Source organism: Streptomyces sp. NPDC046335, assembly GCF_055587985.1.
On sequence record NZ_JBVJFF010000015.1, the window covers coordinates 129,079 to 149,601 of the forward strand.

General features: G+C 69.8%; 16 protein-coding genes and 1 tRNA gene. 5 read left to right on the top strand and 12 right to left on the bottom strand.

From position 1 onward, the window contains the following. Positions 1 to 131: 131 nt before the first annotated feature. From ACZ6JY_RS32800 to ACZ6JY_RS32810, 3 genes are all read right to left on the bottom strand, one after another. Entirely contained in the window at positions 132 to 2,060 is a 1,929-nt protein-coding gene (locus ACZ6JY_RS32800) for an ABC1 kinase family protein (RefSeq protein ID WP_469201791.1), read from the bottom strand. A gap of 295 nt (positions 2,061 to 2,355) precedes the next feature. After that, positions 2,356 to 3,030, bottom strand: a complete 675-nt coding sequence (locus tag ACZ6JY_RS32805; protein WP_469201793.1) for a hypothetical protein — start codon at positions 3,028 to 3,030, stop codon at positions 2,356 to 2,358. A 165-nt stretch (positions 3,031 to 3,195) separates the two neighbouring features. Next, positions 3,196 to 3,804, bottom strand: coding sequence for a hypothetical protein (locus ACZ6JY_RS32810; RefSeq protein WP_469201795.1), 609 nt, complete (start codon positions 3,802 to 3,804; stop codon positions 3,196 to 3,198). A 313-nt stretch (positions 3,805 to 4,117) separates the two neighbouring features. Here ACZ6JY_RS32810 and ACZ6JY_RS32815 point away from each other — a divergent pair, with 313 nt between their 5' ends. Further along, on the top strand, positions 4,118 to 7,240 hold the full coding sequence (locus ACZ6JY_RS32815; RefSeq protein ID WP_469201797.1) for a hypothetical protein: 3,123 nt from the start codon (positions 4,118 to 4,120) through the stop codon (positions 7,238 to 7,240). A 255-nt stretch (positions 7,241 to 7,495) separates the two neighbouring features. Here the strand turns inward: ACZ6JY_RS32815 and ACZ6JY_RS32820 are convergent. The 3 genes from ACZ6JY_RS32820 to ACZ6JY_RS32830 all read right to left on the bottom strand — a co-directional run bounded on the left by ACZ6JY_RS32820 (position 7,496) and on the right by ACZ6JY_RS32830 (position 9,171). Further along, positions 7,496 to 7,572, bottom strand: a tRNA-Met gene (locus ACZ6JY_RS32820). A gap of 343 nt (positions 7,573 to 7,915) precedes the next feature. After that, positions 7,916 to 8,791, bottom strand: coding sequence for a sigma-70 family RNA polymerase sigma factor (locus ACZ6JY_RS32825; protein WP_469201799.1), 876 nt, complete (start codon positions 8,789 to 8,791; stop codon positions 7,916 to 7,918). Next, positions 8,788 to 9,171, bottom strand: coding sequence for a VOC family protein (locus ACZ6JY_RS32830; protein WP_469201801.1), 384 nt, complete (start codon positions 9,169 to 9,171; stop codon positions 8,788 to 8,790). Before ACZ6JY_RS32830 ends, ACZ6JY_RS32825 begins: the two co-directional genes overlap by 4 nt. A 275-nt stretch (positions 9,172 to 9,446) precedes the next feature. Between ACZ6JY_RS32830 and ACZ6JY_RS32835 the strand changes: the two genes are divergently transcribed. Further along, entirely contained in the window at positions 9,447 to 10,880 is a 1,434-nt protein-coding gene (locus ACZ6JY_RS32835; RefSeq protein WP_469201804.1) for an MFS transporter, read from the top strand. Further along, positions 10,877 to 11,254 carry a hypothetical protein gene (locus ACZ6JY_RS32840; RefSeq protein ID WP_469201806.1) on the top strand — a complete coding sequence of 126 codons (378 nt, stop codon included), beginning with the start codon at positions 10,877 to 10,879 and terminating at the stop codon, positions 11,252 to 11,254. Before ACZ6JY_RS32835 ends, ACZ6JY_RS32840 begins: the two co-directional genes overlap by 4 nt. 88 nt (positions 11,255 to 11,342) lie before the next feature. Here ACZ6JY_RS32840 and ACZ6JY_RS32845 read toward each other — a convergent pair whose 3' ends face one another. From ACZ6JY_RS32845 to ACZ6JY_RS32855, 3 genes are all read right to left on the bottom strand, one after another. Next, positions 11,343 to 11,885 carry a GNAT family N-acetyltransferase gene (locus ACZ6JY_RS32845; protein WP_469201808.1) on the bottom strand — a complete coding sequence of 181 codons (543 nt, stop codon included), beginning with the start codon at positions 11,883 to 11,885 and terminating at the stop codon, positions 11,343 to 11,345. A gap of 306 nt (positions 11,886 to 12,191) precedes the next feature. Continuing rightward, entirely contained in the window at positions 12,192 to 13,034 is an 843-nt protein-coding gene (locus ACZ6JY_RS32850; RefSeq protein WP_469201810.1) for a lysostaphin resistance A-like protein, read from the bottom strand. Between the two features lie 489 nt (positions 13,035 to 13,523). Further along, entirely contained in the window at positions 13,524 to 14,264 is a 741-nt protein-coding gene (locus tag ACZ6JY_RS32855) for an SseB family protein (protein ID WP_469201813.1), read from the bottom strand. A 202-nt stretch (positions 14,265 to 14,466) separates the two neighbouring features. On the opposite strand from ACZ6JY_RS32855, the gene ACZ6JY_RS32860 reads away from it, so the two are divergent. Continuing rightward, positions 14,467 to 14,808 (top strand): hypothetical protein, encoded by a 342-nt coding sequence (locus ACZ6JY_RS32860; protein WP_469201815.1) that lies wholly within the window; start codon positions 14,467 to 14,469, stop codon positions 14,806 to 14,808. Positions 14,809 to 15,222: 414 nt separating this feature from the next. Here the strand turns inward: ACZ6JY_RS32860 and ACZ6JY_RS32865 are convergent, their stop codons facing one another. The 3 genes from ACZ6JY_RS32865 to ACZ6JY_RS32875 form a co-directional block, all read right to left on the bottom strand. Beyond that, the gene (locus ACZ6JY_RS32865) at positions 15,223 to 15,936 is read right to left on the bottom strand and encodes a polyamine aminopropyltransferase (RefSeq protein WP_469201817.1); all 714 of its coding nucleotides are present in this window, start codon (positions 15,934 to 15,936) and stop codon (positions 15,223 to 15,225) included. Positions 15,937 to 15,991: 55 nt separating this feature from the next. Next, positions 15,992 to 17,677, bottom strand: a complete 1,686-nt coding sequence (locus ACZ6JY_RS32870; RefSeq protein WP_469201818.1) for a ribonuclease J — start codon at positions 17,675 to 17,677, stop codon at positions 15,992 to 15,994. A 108-nt stretch (positions 17,678 to 17,785) separates the two neighbouring features. After that, on the bottom strand, positions 17,786 to 18,427 hold the full coding sequence (locus ACZ6JY_RS32875) for an antibiotic biosynthesis monooxygenase family protein (RefSeq protein ID WP_469201820.1): 642 nt from the start codon (positions 18,425 to 18,427) through the stop codon (positions 17,786 to 17,788). Between the two features lie 266 nt (positions 18,428 to 18,693). On the opposite strand from ACZ6JY_RS32875, the gene ACZ6JY_RS32880 reads away from it, so the two are divergent. Beyond that, entirely contained in the window at positions 18,694 to 20,298 is a 1,605-nt protein-coding gene (locus tag ACZ6JY_RS32880; RefSeq protein ID WP_469201822.1) for a peptide chain release factor 3, read from the top strand. Positions 20,299 to 20,523: the final 225 nt, after the last annotated feature.

The window sequence follows — 20,523 nt, forward strand, 5'->3', positions numbered from 1 at the left end:
TACCTGTCGTCAGGCGAGCGGCCGGCCGATTCTTGTGGCACCGGATCCGCACCGGATCCGCACCGGATCCGCACCGGATCCGCACCGGATCGAGGATCACTCGTACGCGGACCCAGCTCGTGCGGTGGCCCTCAGGCGGGAGGCCGGGCCAGCATGTAGACCGTGCGCAGCACCAGAACCCCGGAGAGAAGCAGCAGGTGGTAGCCGATCAAGGCATACAGCCCGATCCCGGTGGCGACCACGGGCCCGTCCTTCGAGCCGAGGAGCAGCAGCACCCCGGCCATGCCGAAGAAGACCGCGAGGAACGCCAGCAGCACCCGGCTGAGCAGCTCGCCTATCACGCGCCGGTCCCGCGGGTCGGCGAGCAGCCGGACGTTCACTCCCAGCCGGCCCTCCTCCAGCGCCCCGCTGATCCGGTCCAGACGCCGCGGCAGCCGGCGCAGCACCGGCAGCAGCGCGACCAGCTCGTCGCGCGCCGTCTCGCCCGCCGTCCCGGGGCTCAGCTGCCGGGCGAACTGCGTGGCGGCGTACGCACGGGACGCCTCCACGATGTCGAAGCCGTCCGAAAGCCGGGTCAGGGTGCCCTCCATCGTGGCCAGCGCCCGGAACACGGCCGCGATCTCCGGCGGAACCGCCAGCCTGAAGTCCGTCATCAGCCGGAACAGTTCCGTGAACATCACCGTGTCCGGGGCACCTCCATGGGCGAGATGGCGGGCACTGAAGTGCCCCAGCGCCCGCCGGAGCCGCTGCTCGTCGACCTGCTCCGGCCGGTTGGTCACCTCAAGCAGCGCATCGCACAGCGCGGTGGGATCGCCCCGGTCGACCGCCAGGAACAGCCCGGCCATGGAGGCCCTCAGCCCCGCGTCGATCCGGCCCACCGAACCGAAGTCCAGCAGCGCGGGGGTGCCGTCGGGCAGCACCAGGATGTTTCCGGGGTGGGGGTCGGCGTGGAACACGCCGTCCTGCATGATCTGGTCGAGCAGCGCCGTGAGCAGCGTCGTGGCCAGCTTCTCCCCGAGCTCCGCGGTGCCGGGTGCCGCCTGGCCCAGGGGCACCCCGTCGATACGGCTCATCACCAGCACCCGCGCGGTGCTCAGCTGTTCGTGCACCCGCGGCACGGTGACGCTCCAGTCGCCGCGTGCCTCGGCCGCCATCCGTACGGCTGTCATGTTCCGTGCCTCGATGCGGAAGTCGAGCTCCTCGCACAGCGCGACCGCGAACCCCCGGGCGAGTTCGGTCAGGCCCAGGCTCCGGCCCCAGGCGGTACGGCTCTGCAACGTGACCGCCAGCCTGTTCAGGATGTCCAGGTCCCGCTCGACGAGCTCCTGGATGCCGGGCCGCTGGATCTTGACGACGACCCGGGTCCCGTCGTGCAAAACAGCGGCGTGCACCTGCGCGATGGAGGCCGCCGCGAGCGGCAGCCGGTCGAACTCGGCGAAGACCTCCCCCGGAGGCGCCCCCAGCCCGGCGATCAACGTCTCCTCGACCTGCGGCCAGGGCGCGGGCGAGACCTGGTCCTGCAACCGGCTCAGCTCTTCCGGATACGGCTCCGGCAGCAGGTCCCGCCGGGTCGACATCAACTGGCCGAGCTTCACGAACGTGACCCCGCCGGCCTGCAGTGCCTGCCGCAGCTCCTGCGCCAGGAGCTGGTGGGGCACCCCTTCGTTCTCGACGCCTCTGCGCCCCCGCAGGTAGGGCCCCAGCCCGTGCCGCCCGGCGATCCGGGCGATGTGCGTGTAGCGGCGCCCCCGCGCGATCCGCCCTCTGATCCCGCGCACCAGGTCCAGCGGCCCGCTGCCCGCGGGCAGCAGTTCCCGCAGCGAGACGAGCGTGACCATGGCCGTCAGCACACCGATCCCGATCATCAGCGACAGCAGTACGTGCCGACGATCCGAATCCTGTAGCTGGGGCCCGATCAGTACTCCCGAGACGGAGATCCCGACGACACCCGCCACCACGAGCCGCAGCGGCCCGGCCTCGATGCCGAGGAGACGGCGTCCGAGGAAGGCCGGGAGGAGAACGACGGCGAATGACCCGATCAGTCCGGCGATGATCCACATAGCGCAAGTGTCGCTACTCCCGCTCGAGTATCACTCGTGCGGCCAAGGCTGTGCCGCGGCGGCCCCGGCCACACCCCCGCGACAGAACCCTGAATGTCCGGCATGCAGCATTGGTCGCCGGGGCCGTCTCGACCGGTTCTCGAGTGGGCCAGGGCAGATTCCCTCTCGACACTCATCGGCCTCGGCACCCTTCTTTCCGTACGGCTGGTGCGCTGAGGAGCACCGGTCGGGCGATGCTCCTACGCACGGTCCACGTCGAGCAGCTCGAATTCGACGGCAGACATGAGCGCGTGCCTCAGCCAGCAGTGCCGGTCAGGCAGCGCATGATCGTCATGAGTTCGTCCGGCGGGGAGATTCTCATCGTCCGGCTTTCCTGGTCGAAGAGCGTGATCGATGTCAGGGCCCCGGCGCGCCACCAGAACACTCGGGGGGAGAGGCGTCCGGGGCCGTCCTCGTAGGCGCCCTGCCCGAACTGTGCCAAGGCGTTGGCGGCCTCGGCGACATGCTTGTCGGTGAGGGGATAGAACACGAGGTTGTGCCGGTTGGGGACGACTAGCAGCACACCCTCGTCCGGTATCCAGGGGCCGCCGGCGGCGCGTACCGTCTCCTCGAAGACGAGCACCTTGCTGGCCGCGAACACCGACTCGGGGTGGCCGAGGATGTGGAGGACCGCACCACCGGGGAGATCGACGGTGTCGTAGTTGACCGGCTCGCTGAGCAGGTTGCTACGCGCGGCAGCCGCGAGGGTGCCCCACTCGACGAGGGCCGTGTCGCGGTCACTGAGGACCCGGACGTCGTCAGGAGTGTCGAGGGCGATGCCCACCAGAAGGTCCGTGGCCAGCGGTTGCAGGTAGCTGAACTGCCCTCGCGCTTCCTCGGGTATCGATTCCTCGGAGACCAGCCTCAGGTACACGCTGCGCAGGGGGTCCGGGGCGCTGCTGCGGTCGGTACGGGCTGACAGGACACTCATGCGCGGTTCCTTCGGGATTGATAGGCGGTCCGTCGGGCTGCTCCCACGTGGAGCGGCTCACCGATCAGATCACGCAGCCCCGCACCGCCGCACCGTGGTGCCCTGACCCGTATGCCCCTACAGCGAACGGACAGTACGTACGCAGGATCAGCGCCGGGACGGTGGTCAGGGTGCCGCAAGGGCAGTACGTGCGGCGTCGAGGAAGTCGGCGTGCGCGGTCCGGTACTGCTCAGGTGAGGCGTTCGCGTCGAGGGAGCGTTCCAGTGCCTCGGCTCCGGAGCTGACCGGATCGGGGCCTTCGAGCCGGACGAGGGTAAGTGCCTCGCCGACGGTGGTCAGGGCTGCGCTGTAGCGGTCGCGGCAGCCTGCCGCCTCGGAGGTGCCCAGGGCTTGCTGCCACTCGACGCGACACTGGTGGCCGGTGTCGGTGGCGGCGAGGAAGGCAGCGTAGGCAGCCCGACGCACCTCACGCTGCGTGGCGAGGTGCTGAGCGGTCAGCGTTTGCCGGGCCACGTCGAGTTGGGCATCGGCCTGCAACCGTCCGGCTTCCCACGCGGCATCCGCCTGCCGGCGCCCCGCTTCCCATGCCGCATCCGCCTGGCGCCGACCGGCCGCCCAGGCCGCATCCGCCTGCCGGGCCGCCGCGTCGACCGTGCTCTGCGCCTGTTTCCGGGCGGCCGCCAGGGTGAACCATCCCGTGACCGTACCGCCCGCGAGTGCCCCGGCCACCGCCGAACCGGCGGCGATCCACGCCGTCATCGCCGCATCCGACATACGACTCCCCTGTTCTCCGGACCGCTGCCCCGCCGGTGCAGTGTGCCAGCCACCGAGGACGCCCGCGACGCCCGCGGCCAAAGCGCCAGCAGAAGAACTCCTGTTGCCGGACGCTGCCCTGCCCCGGCGGGGAGCGACATGATGGGCCGGCCACCCATCCCACGCACGAGTAACAGGTGCGGTGACAGGGAATGAGGTGAACTCCGCTTGCATGATGGCGCGTTGGCACGGCATGTCTGCCGATGGTGGTGGTTGCCAGTACACCGGTAGGAGCATGAACATCGGTAGAGCAGGGCGGTCCGGGGGAGGGCGGGTGTCCGAAGAACACACGACGCGTGCTGCGGCCGGGCGTGAACTACGCAGCAGGCTGAACGATCGTCTGGCTGTGAGTCGGTTGACCAAGACACAGCTCGCCAACCGGTCGGGGCTGGGGCGCGCCACCGTCTCGGAGGCTTTCCGGCCCGATGGTCGGCTGCCGTCGGCGAAGACGGTGGCAGCGCTGGCACTGGCCTTGGGGATCCCGGCACAGGCGCTTCTGGAGTTGCAGCGGACCGCGGCCGGTGGGGCAGGCCCGACCGTGGACGTAGGGCCGGTGCTGGGCAAGTCTGTCGAGGAATGGGAACCGCATTCCCTGGAGGTGCACCCGGCCGGGAGCACCGCGAACGGGCACGAGGCGGGTGTGCTCGAAGATCGGGTACTGCCCGGCTATGTACACCGTGAGCACGACCGTGTACTGGCTGCGGCGGTGCGGGAGGCCACAGAGGGCCACAGCCGCATGGTGGTGCTGGTCGGGAGCTCCTCCACGGGAAAGACCAGGGCTTGTTGGGAAGCGGTTCAGCCGCTCGCAGGTACAGGGTGGCGGCTCTGGCACCCCTTCGTTCCGACCCGGGCGGAGGCCGCACTTGAGGACGTGGGCCGGGTTCAGCAGCGGACCGTGGTGTGGCTGAACGAAGCTCAGCACTACCTCGACAGCCAGAGTGCGGGCGAGCGCATTGCTGCTGCCCTGCATCTCCTGCTCACCGACCCGGCACGGGGGCCGGTACTCATCCTGGGGACACTGTGGCCCGAGTACGCCAGGCAGTACACCGCTTTGCCGACCTCGACCGGCTCGGACTCCCACAGCAGGGTGCGCGAGTTGCTTGCGGGCCGCACCGTGTCCGTGCCTGACGCCTTCGATGCCGCTGCCCTGGATCGCGCCGCAGACCTGGCGGACAGCGGTGACCGGCTGTTGGCCGATGCGCTCACCCGGGCCCGGGCCGATGGACGCGTCACGCAGGACCTCGCCGGCGCACCTCAGCTTCTGCACCGATACGAGCACGGCACAGCGGCCGCCCGCGCTCTGCTCGAAGCGGCGATGGATGCCCGCCGCCTGGGTCTCGGGCTCCACCTTTCCCAGCCGTTTCTCACCGACGCTGCCGCCGACTACCTCACCGACGTCGACTACGACCAACTCACCCAGGACTGGGCGGAAGCCGCCTACGCCGAACTCGCTCGCCTCGTCCACGGAAAACAGGCACCCTTGCGTCGCGTCAGCCTGCGACCCGAACGCCGCCGTCCGCAAGCGCCGTCAGCGCCGTCACCTTCCCCTGCTGGGCCCGTCTTCCGCCTTGCCGACTATCTGGAGCAGCACGGCCGGACCGTCCGCCGGCCGCTGTGCCCACCCGCAAGTTTCTGGCACGCCGGTTACACGCATCTCACCCGGGTCGACGACCTCAAGGCCTTGGCGACAGCGGCCCAAAGGCGGCACCGACTGCAGTGGGCACACCACCTCACCTGCCGCGCGGCTGATGCCGGCGACGCTGACGCCCTCGTTCATCTCTCCCGCTTTCGAGAGCGGTCCGGGCAGCACGCGGCGGCCGAGGAACTGGCGGGGAAGGCGGCGGGAGCCGGCGACACCCGGGCGCTGGCGCAGTTGGCCCGGGACCGGGAGAAGGCGGGCAGCAAAGAACGCGCTGAAGCGCTCGCCCGGCAGGCCGCCAGTGCAGGAGACAGCCGGGCTCTGCTCCGGCTCGCTCATGTCCGGGAACAGTCCGGAAACCGCGATGGTGCCGGGCAACTCTACCGGGAGGCCGCTGCCGCGGGCAGCGCCGAAGCAATGATCCAGCTGATGCGGATCCGTCAAGAAGCCGGAGACGCCCAGGGAGCTGAGGAGGCCGGCCGGCAAGCCGTCAGGGCAGGCAGCGAAGAGGCGTTGGTCCGACTGGTCCTCATCTGGCAGGAGGACGGTCGCGAGGAAAAGGCTGAGGTCCTGGCCCGGCGCGCGGCCGCGGCCGGCAAGCTGCGTGCCCTGACAGACTTGGCGCTGACGCGTGCGAAGTCGGGTGACCGGCAGGGAGGCGAAGCCCTGGCCCGGTACGCGCTCGACCTCGGCAGCCCGGCCGCGCTGGCCGAACTGGTGTGGGTTCGAGAGGAGGCTGGAGATCACGCGGCGGCTGACGACTTCGCCCGGCAAGCAGCGGCAGCCGGCAACATCCAAGTGCTGGTGAACCTTATGCTTGAGCGCGAGAAGGCGGGCGACGAAAAGGGCGCCGAAGCCCTGGCCAGGTACGCCGTCAACCTGTCAGGGCACCGCTCATCAGGCGATCCTCCCCTGGAGGGCAGAGGGGCGGCGTACCTGAGTGGTGCCGCGGCAGCCGACTGGCGTGCTCCTGCGTTCCACGGGACGTATGCCTTGCTGGTGCTGGCCCGGCAACGGAAGCGGGCCGGCGACGACGTCGACGCCGAGGACCTCTTCCAGCAGGCGGCCGATGCAGGCGACATGGAAGCCCTTGCGTCGCTGGTCCGGCTACGGGACAAAGCAGGCGAGCATGCAAAAGCGGAAGCTCTGGCCCGGCGCGCGGCCGCCGCCGGCGACGCCGGTCCCCTGACCCATCTGGCACGCTCTCGAGAGCAGGACGCCGATTTGGCGGCGGCCGCGGTTCTGTTCCAACAGGCCGCCGACGCCGGCAGCCGCACGACGCTCGCGGACCTTGCCCGTGTGCGTGACAAGGCAGGCGACCGGACAGGCGCCGAGGAGCTCGTGCTGCACGCGGCCCACAATGGCGACCTCCATCCGCTGCGCGAACTGGTCCGCACATGGGAGAAAGCAGGGGAACACGCGGCAGCCGAGACTCTCTCCGTCCGCGCAGCCGACGCGGGCAACGTCTACGCACTGCTCGATCTGGCCGTGACCAGGGGAAAGGCCGGAGACCACGCAGGAGCCCAAAACCTCCTGCGGCGCGCGGCCGACGCGGGCAGCGCTCACGCCATGTTCGAACTCGCCCAGGAAAGAAAACGAGCCGGGGACCACGCAGGGGCAGAGACCCTCGCCCGGCAGGCAGCCGACAGGGGCAGTCTGGGAAGCGTGTCGAATTCCAACGCCTTCAGAACCTACGCACGACGGCAATGGCCTTACGGTCTGGACCCCGACGGCACGCCCACCCCGCCCTGGACATAGCGAGGCCGACCGTGTACGGGCGGTGCCAGGGGGGTCGGCGGTCCAGGTGCTACTGCTGCGGCGGATCGGCGCGGCCTGGCAGGGCGGCGGGCCTGGGCTGCTGATCCTGCCCGGTGAGCCGGTGGAGCACGACGGTGTGCGGATGGTGCGCGCCGTCGTACGTCCGTTGCCGGCGGCTTCTGCGGCCGTATAGCCGTCGGCGGGCCTGGGATACGAACAGCCCCCTCGACCCAGTGGTCGAGAGGGCTGTCGCGTTGGTAGCGGGGACAGGATTTGAACCTGCGACCTCTGGGTTATGAGCCCAGCGAGCTACCGAGCTGCTCCACCCCGCGTCGGTAGGACAACCCTACGTCACTGGGCCCCATGCTCCCGACCACATCGCCCCGGGCAGCGCCACGTCTTGCTGGTGCCGGTCCAGGACCGACCTGCGCAGTGGGCCAGCCCCAGAGCGTGGTTGGGTTCGCGGTAGTCGTGATCGATGCGCCCACCGGCCCTTGAACAGACGGGCCAGGTCGCTCGATCGGTGAACCGTACGCGGTCTACGTATCGTGCCAGTCCATGGACGCGGCCCGGACGTTCCTCCGCGACGCCCTCAATTCGCATGGACCGCGTGATGCGCAAGCCGGTCCCGGTTTCCCCGATCTCGCCGCCGGAGGGTGGACTGACGGCACCCGCTCAGTCCGGGGCGGGCAGATGGATCGAGGCGAGTTTGGCCGGGTCGATGATGATGTGGATGCCGGCGATCAGGCCCTCGGTGACGGTGAAGGCGATGATGGAGAGAGGGCTTCCGTCGGGGCCCCAGGACATGTGGCCGGGGATGCCATTGACCAGCACGGGCCGTTGGCGGGCGACTTCGCCGGAGAACATACGGGCGCCGGCGGCGACCCTGGTGGCGCCGAGGGTGACGACCACGCCGTCGGGGGTGTCGACGGTCAGCTTCACATTCGGGTCGAGGACACGAAGCAGCGCTTCGAAGTCGCCGCTGAGGGCGGCGGCGCCGAATGCCTGGACGACCTCTCGGTGCTCACGGCCGGTGCCCGCCGACCGGTCCGTGGCCTGGACCTTGCGGCGGGCGCGGCTGGCGACCATCTTGGTCGCGTCGGTGGATTTGCCCAGGATCTGGCCGATTTCCCGGAACGGGACCGCGAACATGTCGTGCAGGACGAACGCCAGGCGTTCGCTCGGGGTGAGCGAGTCGAGCACGATGAGCAGGGCGAGGCCGACCGAATCGGCCAGCGCCACCTGCTCGTCCGGCGCGGGGCCATCGTCGGGTGTCACCACGAGGTTCGCGAACTCTTGCTCGTAGTCGGTTTCGGGGTGAGCTCGGCGGGATCTCAGGATGTCCAGGCTGATTCGGCCGACCACGGTGGTCAGCCAGCCTGCCAGATTGCCGATGGTCGCCTCGTCCTGGCGGACCAGGCGCATCCAGGCTTCCTGAACCACGTCCTCGGCATCGGCGTGCGAGCCCAGCACGCGGTACGCGACGGCGCGCAGCCGGTCGCGCTGGGCTTCGAACGCCTCGGTCACGAGGAGGGACGGGTGGGCGGTCACGGCTTGCGCTGCTGACGGAGCGAGACGCGGTTGCCGTCCGGGTCCACCGCCTCGACGCGAACTCCGAAGGGGTAGTCCACGGGTTCGGGCTCTTCGAAGACGACGCCGCGCCGGCGCATGGTCTCGAAATCCTTTCGCAGGTCCTCGGATTCGAGGATCAGCGGACCGGGCGCGCCGGTGCCGCCCGGCTGTCCCGCGGCCGGCGCATGCGACCACAGAATGATCTGCACCGGGCTGCCGGGCACGCCGACGGTGAGGAAACGTCCGTCGGGCCCGGGGAAGTCGAGCCGCTTTTCCAGGCCGAGCCCTTCGGCGTAGAACTTCAGCGCGCGGTCCTGATCGGTGACGTAGATCGTCACGTACATGATGTTGGTCAGCATCCGGTTCTCGATTCACTCGTCGGTGCGACAACCGTTCGTACTCGGCTGTCACACCTATGACGGATGCCGAGGGGGCAAGGTAACAGCGAGAACGCCCCTGAGGAGATTTCAAGGAGCGCCGTCACGTTGATCGTGATGGCGATCGTCGGTGAGCTGAGCAGCTTCGGGGCCTGCGATCCGTCGGTCCTGACTAGCGTCTCGTGCCGCCGCACGGCCGTGCGGCGGCAGCAAGGAGCACCCCCAAAGGGGCTGACCATGAGGAGAAGTGCGCAATCGTGAGCAAGGGCGCGATCTTGAGGGACGGTGTCGGCGGCGCGACGCCGCCGCCCTTCGCCACCCGGCGGTGGGCGCTCCTCGCCATGTCCGTGGGGGTGTTCTGCATCCAGCTCGACTCGTTCGGCCTGAACCTCGCCCTGCCGCAGATCGGCCGCGACTTGCACGCGGGCGGAGACGGTCTTCAGTGGGTGATCAGTGCGTATCTGCTGTCCACCGGCACGCTGATGCTGGGGGCGGGACGGCTCGGTGACCTGTTCGGCCGACGGCGGCTCCTGGTCGCGGGGCTTGCCGTGTTCGGCGCGTCCTCGCTGGTCTGCGCGCTCGCCCCGACCCTGCCCGTCCTCATGGGCGCCCGGGCGGCCCAGGGCGCCGGGGCCGCGATGATCATGCCGGTGGGGCTGTCCCTGCTGACCAACGTCTACCCGGCCGAACTGCGGGGCCGTGCCACCGGCTGGGCCCTCGGCATCGGCGGGATCGCCACCGCCTGCGGTCCGTTCATCGGGGGCGCCCTGACCGAGTCGGTGTCCTGGCGTGCCGTGTTCTGGCTCAACGTCCCGCTCGCCGTACTCGGCGCGGTATGTGCCTCACGTACCGCCGAGAGCTACGACACCAGTGCGCCCCGCAGCGTCGACTGGAGCGGCCTGGCCGGTGCCACGGCCGCGCTCGCCGCACTCTGCGTCGTCATCGACCGCGGACCGCGCTGGCCGTGGCCCGCGGCGCTGGCGGGCGTGGCCGTCACGGCAGCGCTGCTGATCCTGTTCGTACGGCGTGAGCGGGCCGCAGCCCATCCGCTGGTGGAACTCAGCCTGTTCCGCAACGGGCCGTACATGGCGCTCACCCTGGCCGGTGCCGCGGCCAACACCACCACCGTGATGTTCCTGTTCGTCGTACCCCTGACGCTCCAGGGCCACTGGGACCTCTCGGTCGTCCTTGCGGGCACCGCGTTCCTCGCTCCCGCGCTGGCCATGGCGCTCGCCGGGCCGCTCGCCGGGCGGGTGCCGCCACGGGCCGCGGTACGGCTGATGGCGGGCTGCCTGTGCGGGGGAGCGCTGGTTTTGGCGTGCCTGGCCCGGACCTCCTCCCTCACCTTGTACGTAGGCGTGGCCACCGTGGGCGGCGCGGTCCTCGGAGTGGCCAACTCACTGACGCTCATCGCCACCCAGGCGGTGATCCGGCCGGAGCGGGCCGGGGAGGCGTCGGGAGTCACCAAGACGGTCATCACCGTGGCCGCCGGCCTTGGCGTCGGACTGGCCGGGGCCGTCACCGACCATGACCGCGGCGTGGGTTCGGAAGCGGCAGCCGACACGGCACTGCTGATCACCGCATCGGGCTGTCTGGCGGCGTGTGTCGTCCTCACCGTGTGGATCAAGCTGCGGGAGGGCATGGTGCGGGAGGGCATGGTGCGGGCGGGGCCGGGGGAATCGGGGAGATGACTCAGTTCCGCGGGCGGTACGTCGCGGAGCCGTCGCCGGATCGGGCCGTCCGGTCACCCGAGTTCCTCCCGCGGCCATCCTCCTTCATGCGAGGCAGGCACTTCGACCTCCATCTCCAGTGTTCTGAAGACCCCATCGCCTACGACAGGAATGGCCCCAACGGCTATGGCCCCAACGGCTATGGCCCCAACGGTTACGGTTCCAACGGCTACGGGGCCGTCTCAGCGATCCCGTCGCCCAGCCGCACCAGCACATCCAACGGGGCGGAGTCGATCTGCGTCAGCTCGCCCGGCGCACTGGCCGGCACCTCCCCGAACGGACCCGGCGGCCGTGCGTCGACCGAACGGCGGGTACGGGCCGTCCTGTTCGCGTGAGTGCTCGTGGCCCGCGTCCCCGCTCGGTCCGCCGCCGAGTGCGTGGTTGGCGGGTGCCGAGGTCCATGACGGTGGAGCGGTGGGTCGGTCAATCGGCAGGGCGATCGATTCGGTAGACGAAGTACAGGCGGTCGTCGACAGGATTGTCGGGTTCCAGGAATGCCTCGGTGCGGCGGTCGAGTCCCGCCTTCTCCAGCATCCGCCAGGACGCGTGGTTGGCGGAGTGAACGGGAACGATGATGCTCTGCGCATCCGGGTGGTCGGTCCAGGTGGCCGCGACGATCGCCTTGATGATGCGTGTGCCGAGCCCTCGACCGGTCAACCGGGCGTCACCGATCAGGTAGTCGATGGTCATCGCCTGCTCGGGGATCTCGACTTGGGACGCCAGTTCGCCGATGTACTGCGGATAGTCGGCGAGCCGGCACCGCTGGACCAACGCCACCGGGTCTTCGCCGACAGCGACGAGCAGGTCCTCCGAAGGCTCCTCGCCCCGGACCGCCGGGCCGAAGTCGCGTGCGACCGCCTCGGGTGAGGTCTGGTGATTCCACCAGCGTGCGACGTGAGGCTGAAGGAGCCATTGCCTCAGCAGCGGGAAGTCGGACTCAGTGAGTCTGCGCCATGTGATCGCCACGAAAGTCCTCACGGCATCGGTTGTGTGTCCAGCCTCTATTCCAGCCGACCGGCCGCCGCATCGCCAGCGATTACCGGAGCACCGCCACTGTCTACGTCGCCCGCGCGTCGGCCCCAGCGACATCGGCGCTGCTCGCTGCGTCGGCCGTGCCGCAGGGACGGTAGGTCGTCCGGACCCGCGTCCAGGACGGGCGGCGGGACCGCCACGGTCGACACGGCTTCGCTGTGGACATACGGCGATACCGCTGCCGCCCGTACGGCGAGCGCGAGCGCGAGCGAGATCTCGTGGCCGTCGGGCGACAGGTGTTCAGCGGCGCCCGCGGCGCATGGGTACCAGGTTGCCGCGCCGGTGGGCGGCGATGAGCATGGGGATCGCGATCAGCAGGCTGACGATGACGGGCACGATCGACGCCTCAAGGCCGAAGTCTCCACCGGTCACCAGGTCGGGGCCGGTCGGGTTGGTGGTCATCAGGCCCTCGGAGACGTGGCCGGATACGGGGATGCCGATCAGGCCCAGGGTCGTGTTCCAGGCGAAGTGCAGGCCCACGACGAACCAGATATTGCGCTTCCACAAGAACGCGGCACCCAGGAGGACGCCGGCTTCGATGGCGATCGCGGTCGAGCTCCACAGCGTGGCATCCGGGTTGGCCAGGTGCAGTCCGCCGAACAGCACCGCGGTGATCGTCAGAGCCGCCCAGCTGCCGCACAGCTTCTCCAGTGCCTGGAGGGCGAGGCCGCGGAAGAGCAGTTCCTCGGTCACGGCGGCGCCGACCGACATCGCGGCCATGCTCGCGACGATGGACAGGCCGTTACCGGGCCGTTCATCGAACGAGAACTCGGTGAGGAGCATGAGCATCGACACGGTGATGAACCCGAAGCCGATCGCGGCACCGAGCAACGTCTGTGTCACGGCCCCCGACTTCGCGATCTCCGGCACGCTCCGCTGGGCGACGTAGCGCATGACCGCCCAGTAGATGACAACCGCCACGACCGCACCCACGATGGCGACCACACCACCCACCGAGGCCAGGCTGGATGCCAGACCCACCCCCACTATGCCGGTCAGCATCCAGGCGAGGGGAGACCGGAAGAAGCGGCCGCCGCCCTCCCGGCGTGTGGGCTGGGGTGACGTGGTGTGAGTCGTATTCAAGGTGATCTCCGTATGGCATCGGCCGCGTGTCTTCAGGCGGCCCGCCAAGAACGCTACGAGCGCGGCGACGTCTGCGAGTCACCCCTGAGTGGACAGTCCGAGTAGCTCTGACGGGGGACACGGGCGGCGGACGCCGCGAAAGGCAGGGCGGTTCACGGTGTGGCACGCGGAGCGTCCGGACTGCCGCCGGAGGGTCTTGACCCCTGATCTTGGACACACGAGACACTGGATCCTGAGGATCCGAGGACGGACACCTCGTGGGCATGAAGAACCATCGGCCGCAGGCCGAGGCGGACGCCGCCGCGCTGTACCAGTCGCGACCCGAGGCGATGATCCGGCAGGTCGCCGCCGATCTGGCTGCCCGGTTTCCGGCGGTGCGCCAGGCGTCCGACGCGCGCCTCGCCACCCGCCGCCGAGCTCCGCGAGACGGGCGAGGACGAGAGGCCGCAGGTCTTGCCCCGACTCATCCACACGCTACGGGGGACGCGTTCAGGGGCGCGCGGTGTAGACCGGGTCGCAGTCGGAGAGGAAGTTCGACCGCTCGTCGGGTTTGGGGAGGATGACGCACTGCCGTCCATCGGGCAGGGAGAGTTCGTCCTCGCCTCCGAACGCGGCCAGGACATTCGCTGGGTCTCCGCCGACCACGAGGAGTACGTTCCGCCGCGGCCCGGGCGCGGTGTACACCCACCCCAGATAGGCGGCCCGGACACCGGGGACCGGCTCAAGGCGCGCACCGATCCAGGCGACGAACTGCGAGGGCTGGGGCTCCAGCACGCCGGCGCGGAACAGCGTTGCGGCCCCGTCCAGGGTGTCGAGGACACCCTCGACAACACCCGCCGGCACGGTGAAACCCAGTCGGGAATTGGGATTGACGACGAGTGCCGAGCCGACGGTCACGCGAAACAGGACTCCTGCCTCGGCGGGCACCACCAGCAGGGACTTCAACTGTGGGTTCGCGCGCAGGAAGACCCTGAGCCGGGAGCGGCGGGTGAAGAACGGCGTCACCGGGCCGTCCTCGTCGTTGACGTGGACGATGCCGAGCCCCGGCTGGCCCGGCCGTCCGGTTCCCCCGAGGCTCGCTGGAGGGGGGTCCGGGGAGTCTGTGTGCCGGCCGAGCGCCAGGACGGTGGCTTCGTTCGCCGCCAAGAAGGCGAGGAAGTTCAGCGCGTCCTGGTCACCCCGGACGCGACGCAGCACGGACTCCACCTGTCGAGCCTTGAGAGGGGCCATGCGCTCTGCCTAGCGGACGCGTCACCTCTCCGGCAAGCCCACGGAGGGATCTGGCCATGACCGCTTCCGGCATGACCGGTTCCCTCGTGGCCACGTCCCTGGCCCCGGGCTACGGTCCATTTCACCCCCGCGTCTCAGCGCGGCGAACGCCTCACAGCACGCTACCCACCGGCCAAGATGCCCACATGTCCCTGGAGGTCCCGTGCGTTACCTCAGCCGTGCGCTGACTACCACCGTCGCCGTAGCACTCCTGGCAAGCGCGGTAGCCGTGCCCGCCGTCGCTTCTATCCCTTCGGCCCCGCCAGGGCCCACCGGCTGCACCACCTGGACCGAGAACGACTACGAAATCGGCGTCTGGCTGGGCGCGGGACAGTGCGACACAGGCAAATATGTCGTCAAAGTCCGCTGCCGCAACATCCTGACCGGCCAGGTCTACTTCAACACCTCCAGCAAGACCTTCCCGACCAAAGCTCCTCGCATCGCCTACACCCCCTGCGGCAGGGACAGCGTGGCCCAGGAAGCATGGATCGTTCCCGTCTCCTGATCGTCTCCTGAGAGTACGAAGCGAAGCCATGGGCGGCGGACACACCATCGCCCGCCGACCCAGGCTGCTCCGGCAGCGGTGTCCGACGGCGGCCGTACGTGAGTCCACCGGGCCCGGTGGTACAGGCCAGAGGGCGATGCCTGGCGCGCTGACCGGCAGCCGGGGCCCTTTCCGTGCTGTGCACGGGCTCTGCGCACCCACAGCAGGCTGCTCGCTGCCGGGGATGTCTACGCGCGCCTGTACGCGGCACAGTTCGCGTCCGCCATCCCTTGCCGGTGATCGTGCGACGCCGGGGCAGTGGTCGCCGGGAGTCGCCGATGTGCGTCTTGGTGCATGAGTGGGTGCGAGTACCGCGTCGGCCAGGGCCCCCGAACGGACGGCGGCGGGATGTCCCGGGCTGGCCGCACTCGTCGTCTAGCGCGCCACGTAGACGGTGTTGGTGGCGGTTCCGCCTTGCAGTGGGTTGGGGAAATCCACGATGTGGCTCTCCACCTCCGAGAACACCTTGGCGAGTACGGCGTTGAACTCCTCGTCCGGCGGGTCGTTCGACCACAGGGCGAACACGCCGCCCTGGTGGAGCCGACCGGCGAGTGCGCGCAGCCCCTCTGGCCGGTAGAGGGCTGCGTGAGTCGGATGCAGCACATGGCGGGGTGAGTGGTCCACGTCGAGCAGGATGGCGTGGAAGCGGCGATCCGGCTCCTGAGGGTCCAGGCCGCCGCTGCCCTCGCCTGCCATCGCGAAGAAGTCGCCTTGGACCAGGCGGCATCGGGGGTCCGACGACAGGGCGGCGCCCAGCGGTACGTACCCGCGCTCATGCCACTCGATCACTTCGCCGAGTGCCTCGATCACGGTCAGCGAGCGCACCCGCCGGTCGTCAAGGGCGGCATGCGCGGTGTATCCGAGGCCGAGGCCGCCCACCGCGACGTCCAGCTCGATGTCCGGCAGGGGATCGAGGCCGAGCCGGGTCAGCGCGATCTCGCCGGCCGTGAAGAGGCTCGACATCAAGAACTCGTCCCCGAGCTTCACCTCGTACACGTCGTCGCCCGAGGCCGGGTCCCGTCGCCGTCGCAGGCTGATGTCTCCCATCGGTGTCGGCCGCCAGTCGATCTCCTCGAAACGCACGCTCATCCGTTCACCTTTCTGGGCAGCTCTGGGCAGCTTGGGCGGCTGGGCCGGCGCTTGGTCAGGCGTCGATGATGACCGGGATGATCAGGGGCTTGCGGCGGTGTGTGCGGTACGCCCAGTTCGCCACGGCACGAGCGATGAGCTGTTCGAGCTGGTGGGCGTCGCCTACGCCTTCCTCGGCGGCGGTGGCCAGAGTCTTGTCGATCACCGGGATGACGGACTCGAAGGTCGTCTCGTCGTGGACGAAGCCGCGGGCCAGGAAGTCGGGGGCCTCGGCGAGGGCGCCGGTGTCCGCGTCGACGATGGCGACGACGGTGACGACACCTTCCTCGGCCAGGGTGAGGCGGTCCTTCAGGGAGGCTTCGGTGGCGCCGCCGACGGTCATGCCGTCCACGTAGACGTTGCCCGCGGGCACCTTGCCGGTGATGGAGGCGCGGCCGTCGACGAGGTCGACGACGACGCCGTCCTCGGCGATGACCACCCGGTCGCGGGGAACGCCGGTGCGGACGGCCAGGTCGGCGTTGGCCTTGAGGTGCTTCCACTCGCCGTGCACGGGCATGACGTTGCGCGGCCGGACGATGTTGTAGCAGTAGACGAGCTCGCCGGCGCTGGCGTGTCCGGAGACGTGGACCTTGGCGTTGCCCTTGTGGACGACGTTCGCGCCCCACCGGGTCAGTCCGTTGATCACGCGGTAGATCGCGGTCTCGTTGCCGGGGATCAGCGAACTGGCGAGGAGGACGGTGTCGTCCTTGCCGATACGGATCATGTGGTCGCGGTTGGCCATCCGCGACAGCGCGGCCATCGGCTCGCCCTGGGATCCCGTGCACACCAGGGTGATCCGATGGTCGGGGAGTTTCTCCAGTTCCTTCATGCTCACCACCAGGCCCGATGGGACCTTCAGGTAGCCCAGCTCACGGGCGATGCCCATGTTGCGGACCATGGAGCGGCCGACGAAGGCGACCTTGCGGCCGTACTGGTGAGCGGCGTCCAGGACCTGCTGGATGCGGTGTACGTGACTGGCGAAGCTGGAGACGATGACGCGGCGCGGTGCGGTGCGCAGGACCTGCTCGATCGCGGGGTTGAGGTCGCGCTCGGAGGTGGTGAAGCCGGGCACCTCGGCGTTGGTGGAGTCGGTGAGGAACAGGTCGACGCCCTCTTCGCCGAGCCGGGCGAAGGCACGCAGGTCGGTGATGCGGTCGTCCAGCGGGAACTGGTCCATCTTGAAGTCACCGGTATGGAGCACCATCCCGGCACCCGTTCGGATGGCGACGGCGAGCCCGTCGGGGATGGAGTGGTTGACCGCCACGAATTCGCAGTCGAAGGGACCGAATCCGCGCCGGTCACCCTCGCGCACGCGCACCGTGCGCGGCCGGATGTTGTGTTCCTTGAGCTTGGCCTCCAGGAAGGCCAGTGTCAGCTTCGAGCCGACGACGGGGATGTCGGACCGTTCACGCAGCAGGTAGGGCACGCCACCGATGTGGTCTTCGTGGCCGTGCGTGAGCACCAGCGCCACGACGTCGTCGAGCCGGTCCCGGATGGAAGTGAAGTCGGGAAGGATGACGTCGACGCCGGGCTGGTTCTCCTCGGGGAACAGCACGCCGCAGTCGACGATGAGTAGCTTGCCGGCGTGTTCGAAGACGGTCATGTTGCGGCCGATCTCGCCCAGGCCGCCCAGGGCGACGACGCGGAGCCCTCCTTGGGGCAGTGGCGGGGCGGGCTTCAGCTCGGGGTGTGGATGGCTCATACCGTGACGCTACCGGAGAGTCGAGATGACTGAATCATGACCCGGGCGATCTCTCTGCTTCTCGTTGGTCTGGGGTTTTCTCTGTGGGCTGACTCCGGGGCCTTCTGCTCAGACCGGCGGCCGAGTCAGGGAACGGTGCAGGTGGTACCGCTTGCCGTGGGTGAGTCGTATGCCGGGTGTGCTGGAGAAGATCTCGTGAACCTTGTCGTGGGTTCCGGCGTCGGCCGCCTGCTGGTGGGCCTCGGCGCTGGTCCACTCGGTGTAGTTCAGGACACGGGTGCCGTCGGTGCTCAGAAGGAAATGGGCCGATATGGCCCCGGGGTGGCCGTCGTCATCGGGCAGGGCGGCGGTGAGGGCGTCGACGAAGTGCCGCTGCCGCTCGGGTCCGTCGACGTCGAAGGCGGCGGTGACCAGGCAGCCGGGCGTGCGGGCCTCGTCGGCTTGGGCGAGGCTGCGGTACAGGCGGTAGCGGGGCGGCCCGGCGGGCGTCGCCGAAGAGCCACTGCCCCGCAGGTACGCGTCGTGAGCGGCGGCTCCGGCCCACTGTGCGCAGGTCAGCACTGTCTCGCCGTCGGTGCTGAGGAACCAGGACAGAGCGGCGACCCCCCGTATCCAAGGGCCACGTTCGTATGCGCCCGCATCGGCGGTGGCCATCCTCAGTTGCTGTTCCCGGCTGCCCGCGTACCGGGTGCCGATGACGATGGTGTCGGCGTCGGACCGGCTGAGATCCGGGAAGGCGGGGGTGCTCACGCTGTTCTCCTCCAGGGGCTGGGGCGCGCACGGCGCCGAGCGGGGCCGCCCTCGCCGCAGCGTTTGCGGCCTACTCTAACGTCAGGGTAGGTTTGTGGGCAGTCGGGATACCCTGTGGGAGACGCGAGGTGGCGGAGCCGTGGGGCTGATCGGCGGTGCGAAGACCCGCGGCGGGAGCTGACGTCGGCGGAGGAATTCGCCCGCTCCCCGCACGGTCATCTCTCCCCGCTGTTGGACGCCCCGGTGGCGGATGCGAAGGTGGCCCGATGAGCACCACAGGACAGTGGGCGGCCGGTGATGCCGCGCAGCGGCGACGGACGTTCGCAGTGATCAGCCATCCCGATGCGGGCAAGTCCACGCTGACCGAGGCGCTGGCTCTGCACGCGCAGGCGATCACGTCGGCGGGCGCGGTGCACGGCAAATCCGGGCGGCGAGGGGTGGCGTCGGACTGGATGGAGATGGAGAAGGCCCGCGGGATCTCCGTCACATCGGCGGTGCTGCAGTTCGCCCACCGCGGCTGTGTCCTGAACCTTCTGGACACCCCGGGCCACGCGGACTTCTCTGAGGACACCTACCGGGTCCTTGCGGCCGTCGACTGCGCGGTGATGCTCATAGACGCCGCCAAGGGCCTGGAAGAGCAGACCCGCAAGCTGTTCGACGTCTGCCGGCACCGCGGCATCCCGGTCATCACGTTCGTCAACAAGTGGGACCGGCCCGGCCGGGAGGCCCTGGAACTGCTGGACGAGATCGAGCGCGAGTTCCGTATTCGGCCCACCCCGGTCACCTGGCCGGTCGGCGACGCCGGGTACCTGCGCGGGCTGATCGACGTACGCGACCCCGGCCGTATGCTGCGCTACACCCGCGCGCCGGGCGGGGCTGACGAGGCGATCGAGGAGCCGGTCCCCGCCGAGCAGGCTGCCTTCGAGGAGGGCACCGACTGGGAGCGGGCGACCGAGGAACTCCAGCTGCTGCAGGCGGAGGGGGCTGAGTTCGACCGCTCTTCGTTCCTGGCAGGCGCCTCCACGCCGGTCTTCTTCGGCGCCGCGATCTCCAACATCGGCGTACACCTGCTGCTCGATGCGATCGTGGACCTCGCCCCGCCGCCGGGCCCGCGTGAGCTGGAGGGCGGCGGCACGCGCCCGGTGGACGCGCCGTTCTCCGGCCTGGTGTTCAAGGTGCAGGCCAACATGGACCCCTCCCACCGTGACCGGATCGCGTTCCTGCGGGTCTGCTCCGGCATCTTCGAGCGCGGCGCGACGGTGACCCGGGCCGCCTCGGGAAAGCCGTTCGCCACCAAATACGCGCACAGCGTGTTCGGCAAGGACCGCTCCATGGTCGACACCGCCTACCCCGGTGACGTCGTCGGCGTGGTCAACGCCGCCGCCCTGCGCGTGGGCGACACCCTCTACGCCGGGCAGCCCGCGCTGTTCCCGCCGATGCCGACGTTCGCTCCCGAGCACTTCGCGGTCGTTCGCCCGGTGGACATCGGCCGCTCCAAGCAGTTCCGGCGCGGCATCGCCCAACTGGACGAGGAGGGCGTGGTGCAGGTGCTGGCCTCCGACGTGCGCGGCGAGCAGGCGCCCGTGCTCGCGGCGGTCGGGCCGATGCAGTTCGACGTCGTCTCCGCGCGGATGGCGGGGGAGTTCTCCGCTCCCGTACGCCTGGAGGCGCTCCCGTACCACCTGGCGCGAGCCACGGACGCGGCCGGTGCCGAGGCACTCAACCGCTCCCGGCTGGTCCAGGGCGAAGCTCTCACGAGGCTCCGGGACAATGCCCACCTCGCGCTGTTCCCGGACCGCTGGCAGGCCAACTCCTTCGAACGTGAGTTTCCCGGCGTGCGTCTTGAACCCCTCCTGGCCGCGCACGAATAAGCGAGCCGCGGCTCGGCGGTGGGCGCCTGGCTGCCCGCCGAGGGGACGGCTGGGGCGGCGAAGAGGACGACGGCTCCGACCACCGTTGAGTGGAGGACCTGTCGGGGCCGCCGAGCCGACCGGACCTGGCCGGCGGAGCGGTCGGCGCCATGAAACGGCCGGGGGAGTCGCAACGAGTCCCGCCCCGGGCCACTCGGGCGGGGCCGCTGCGATACGCCCGGGGCG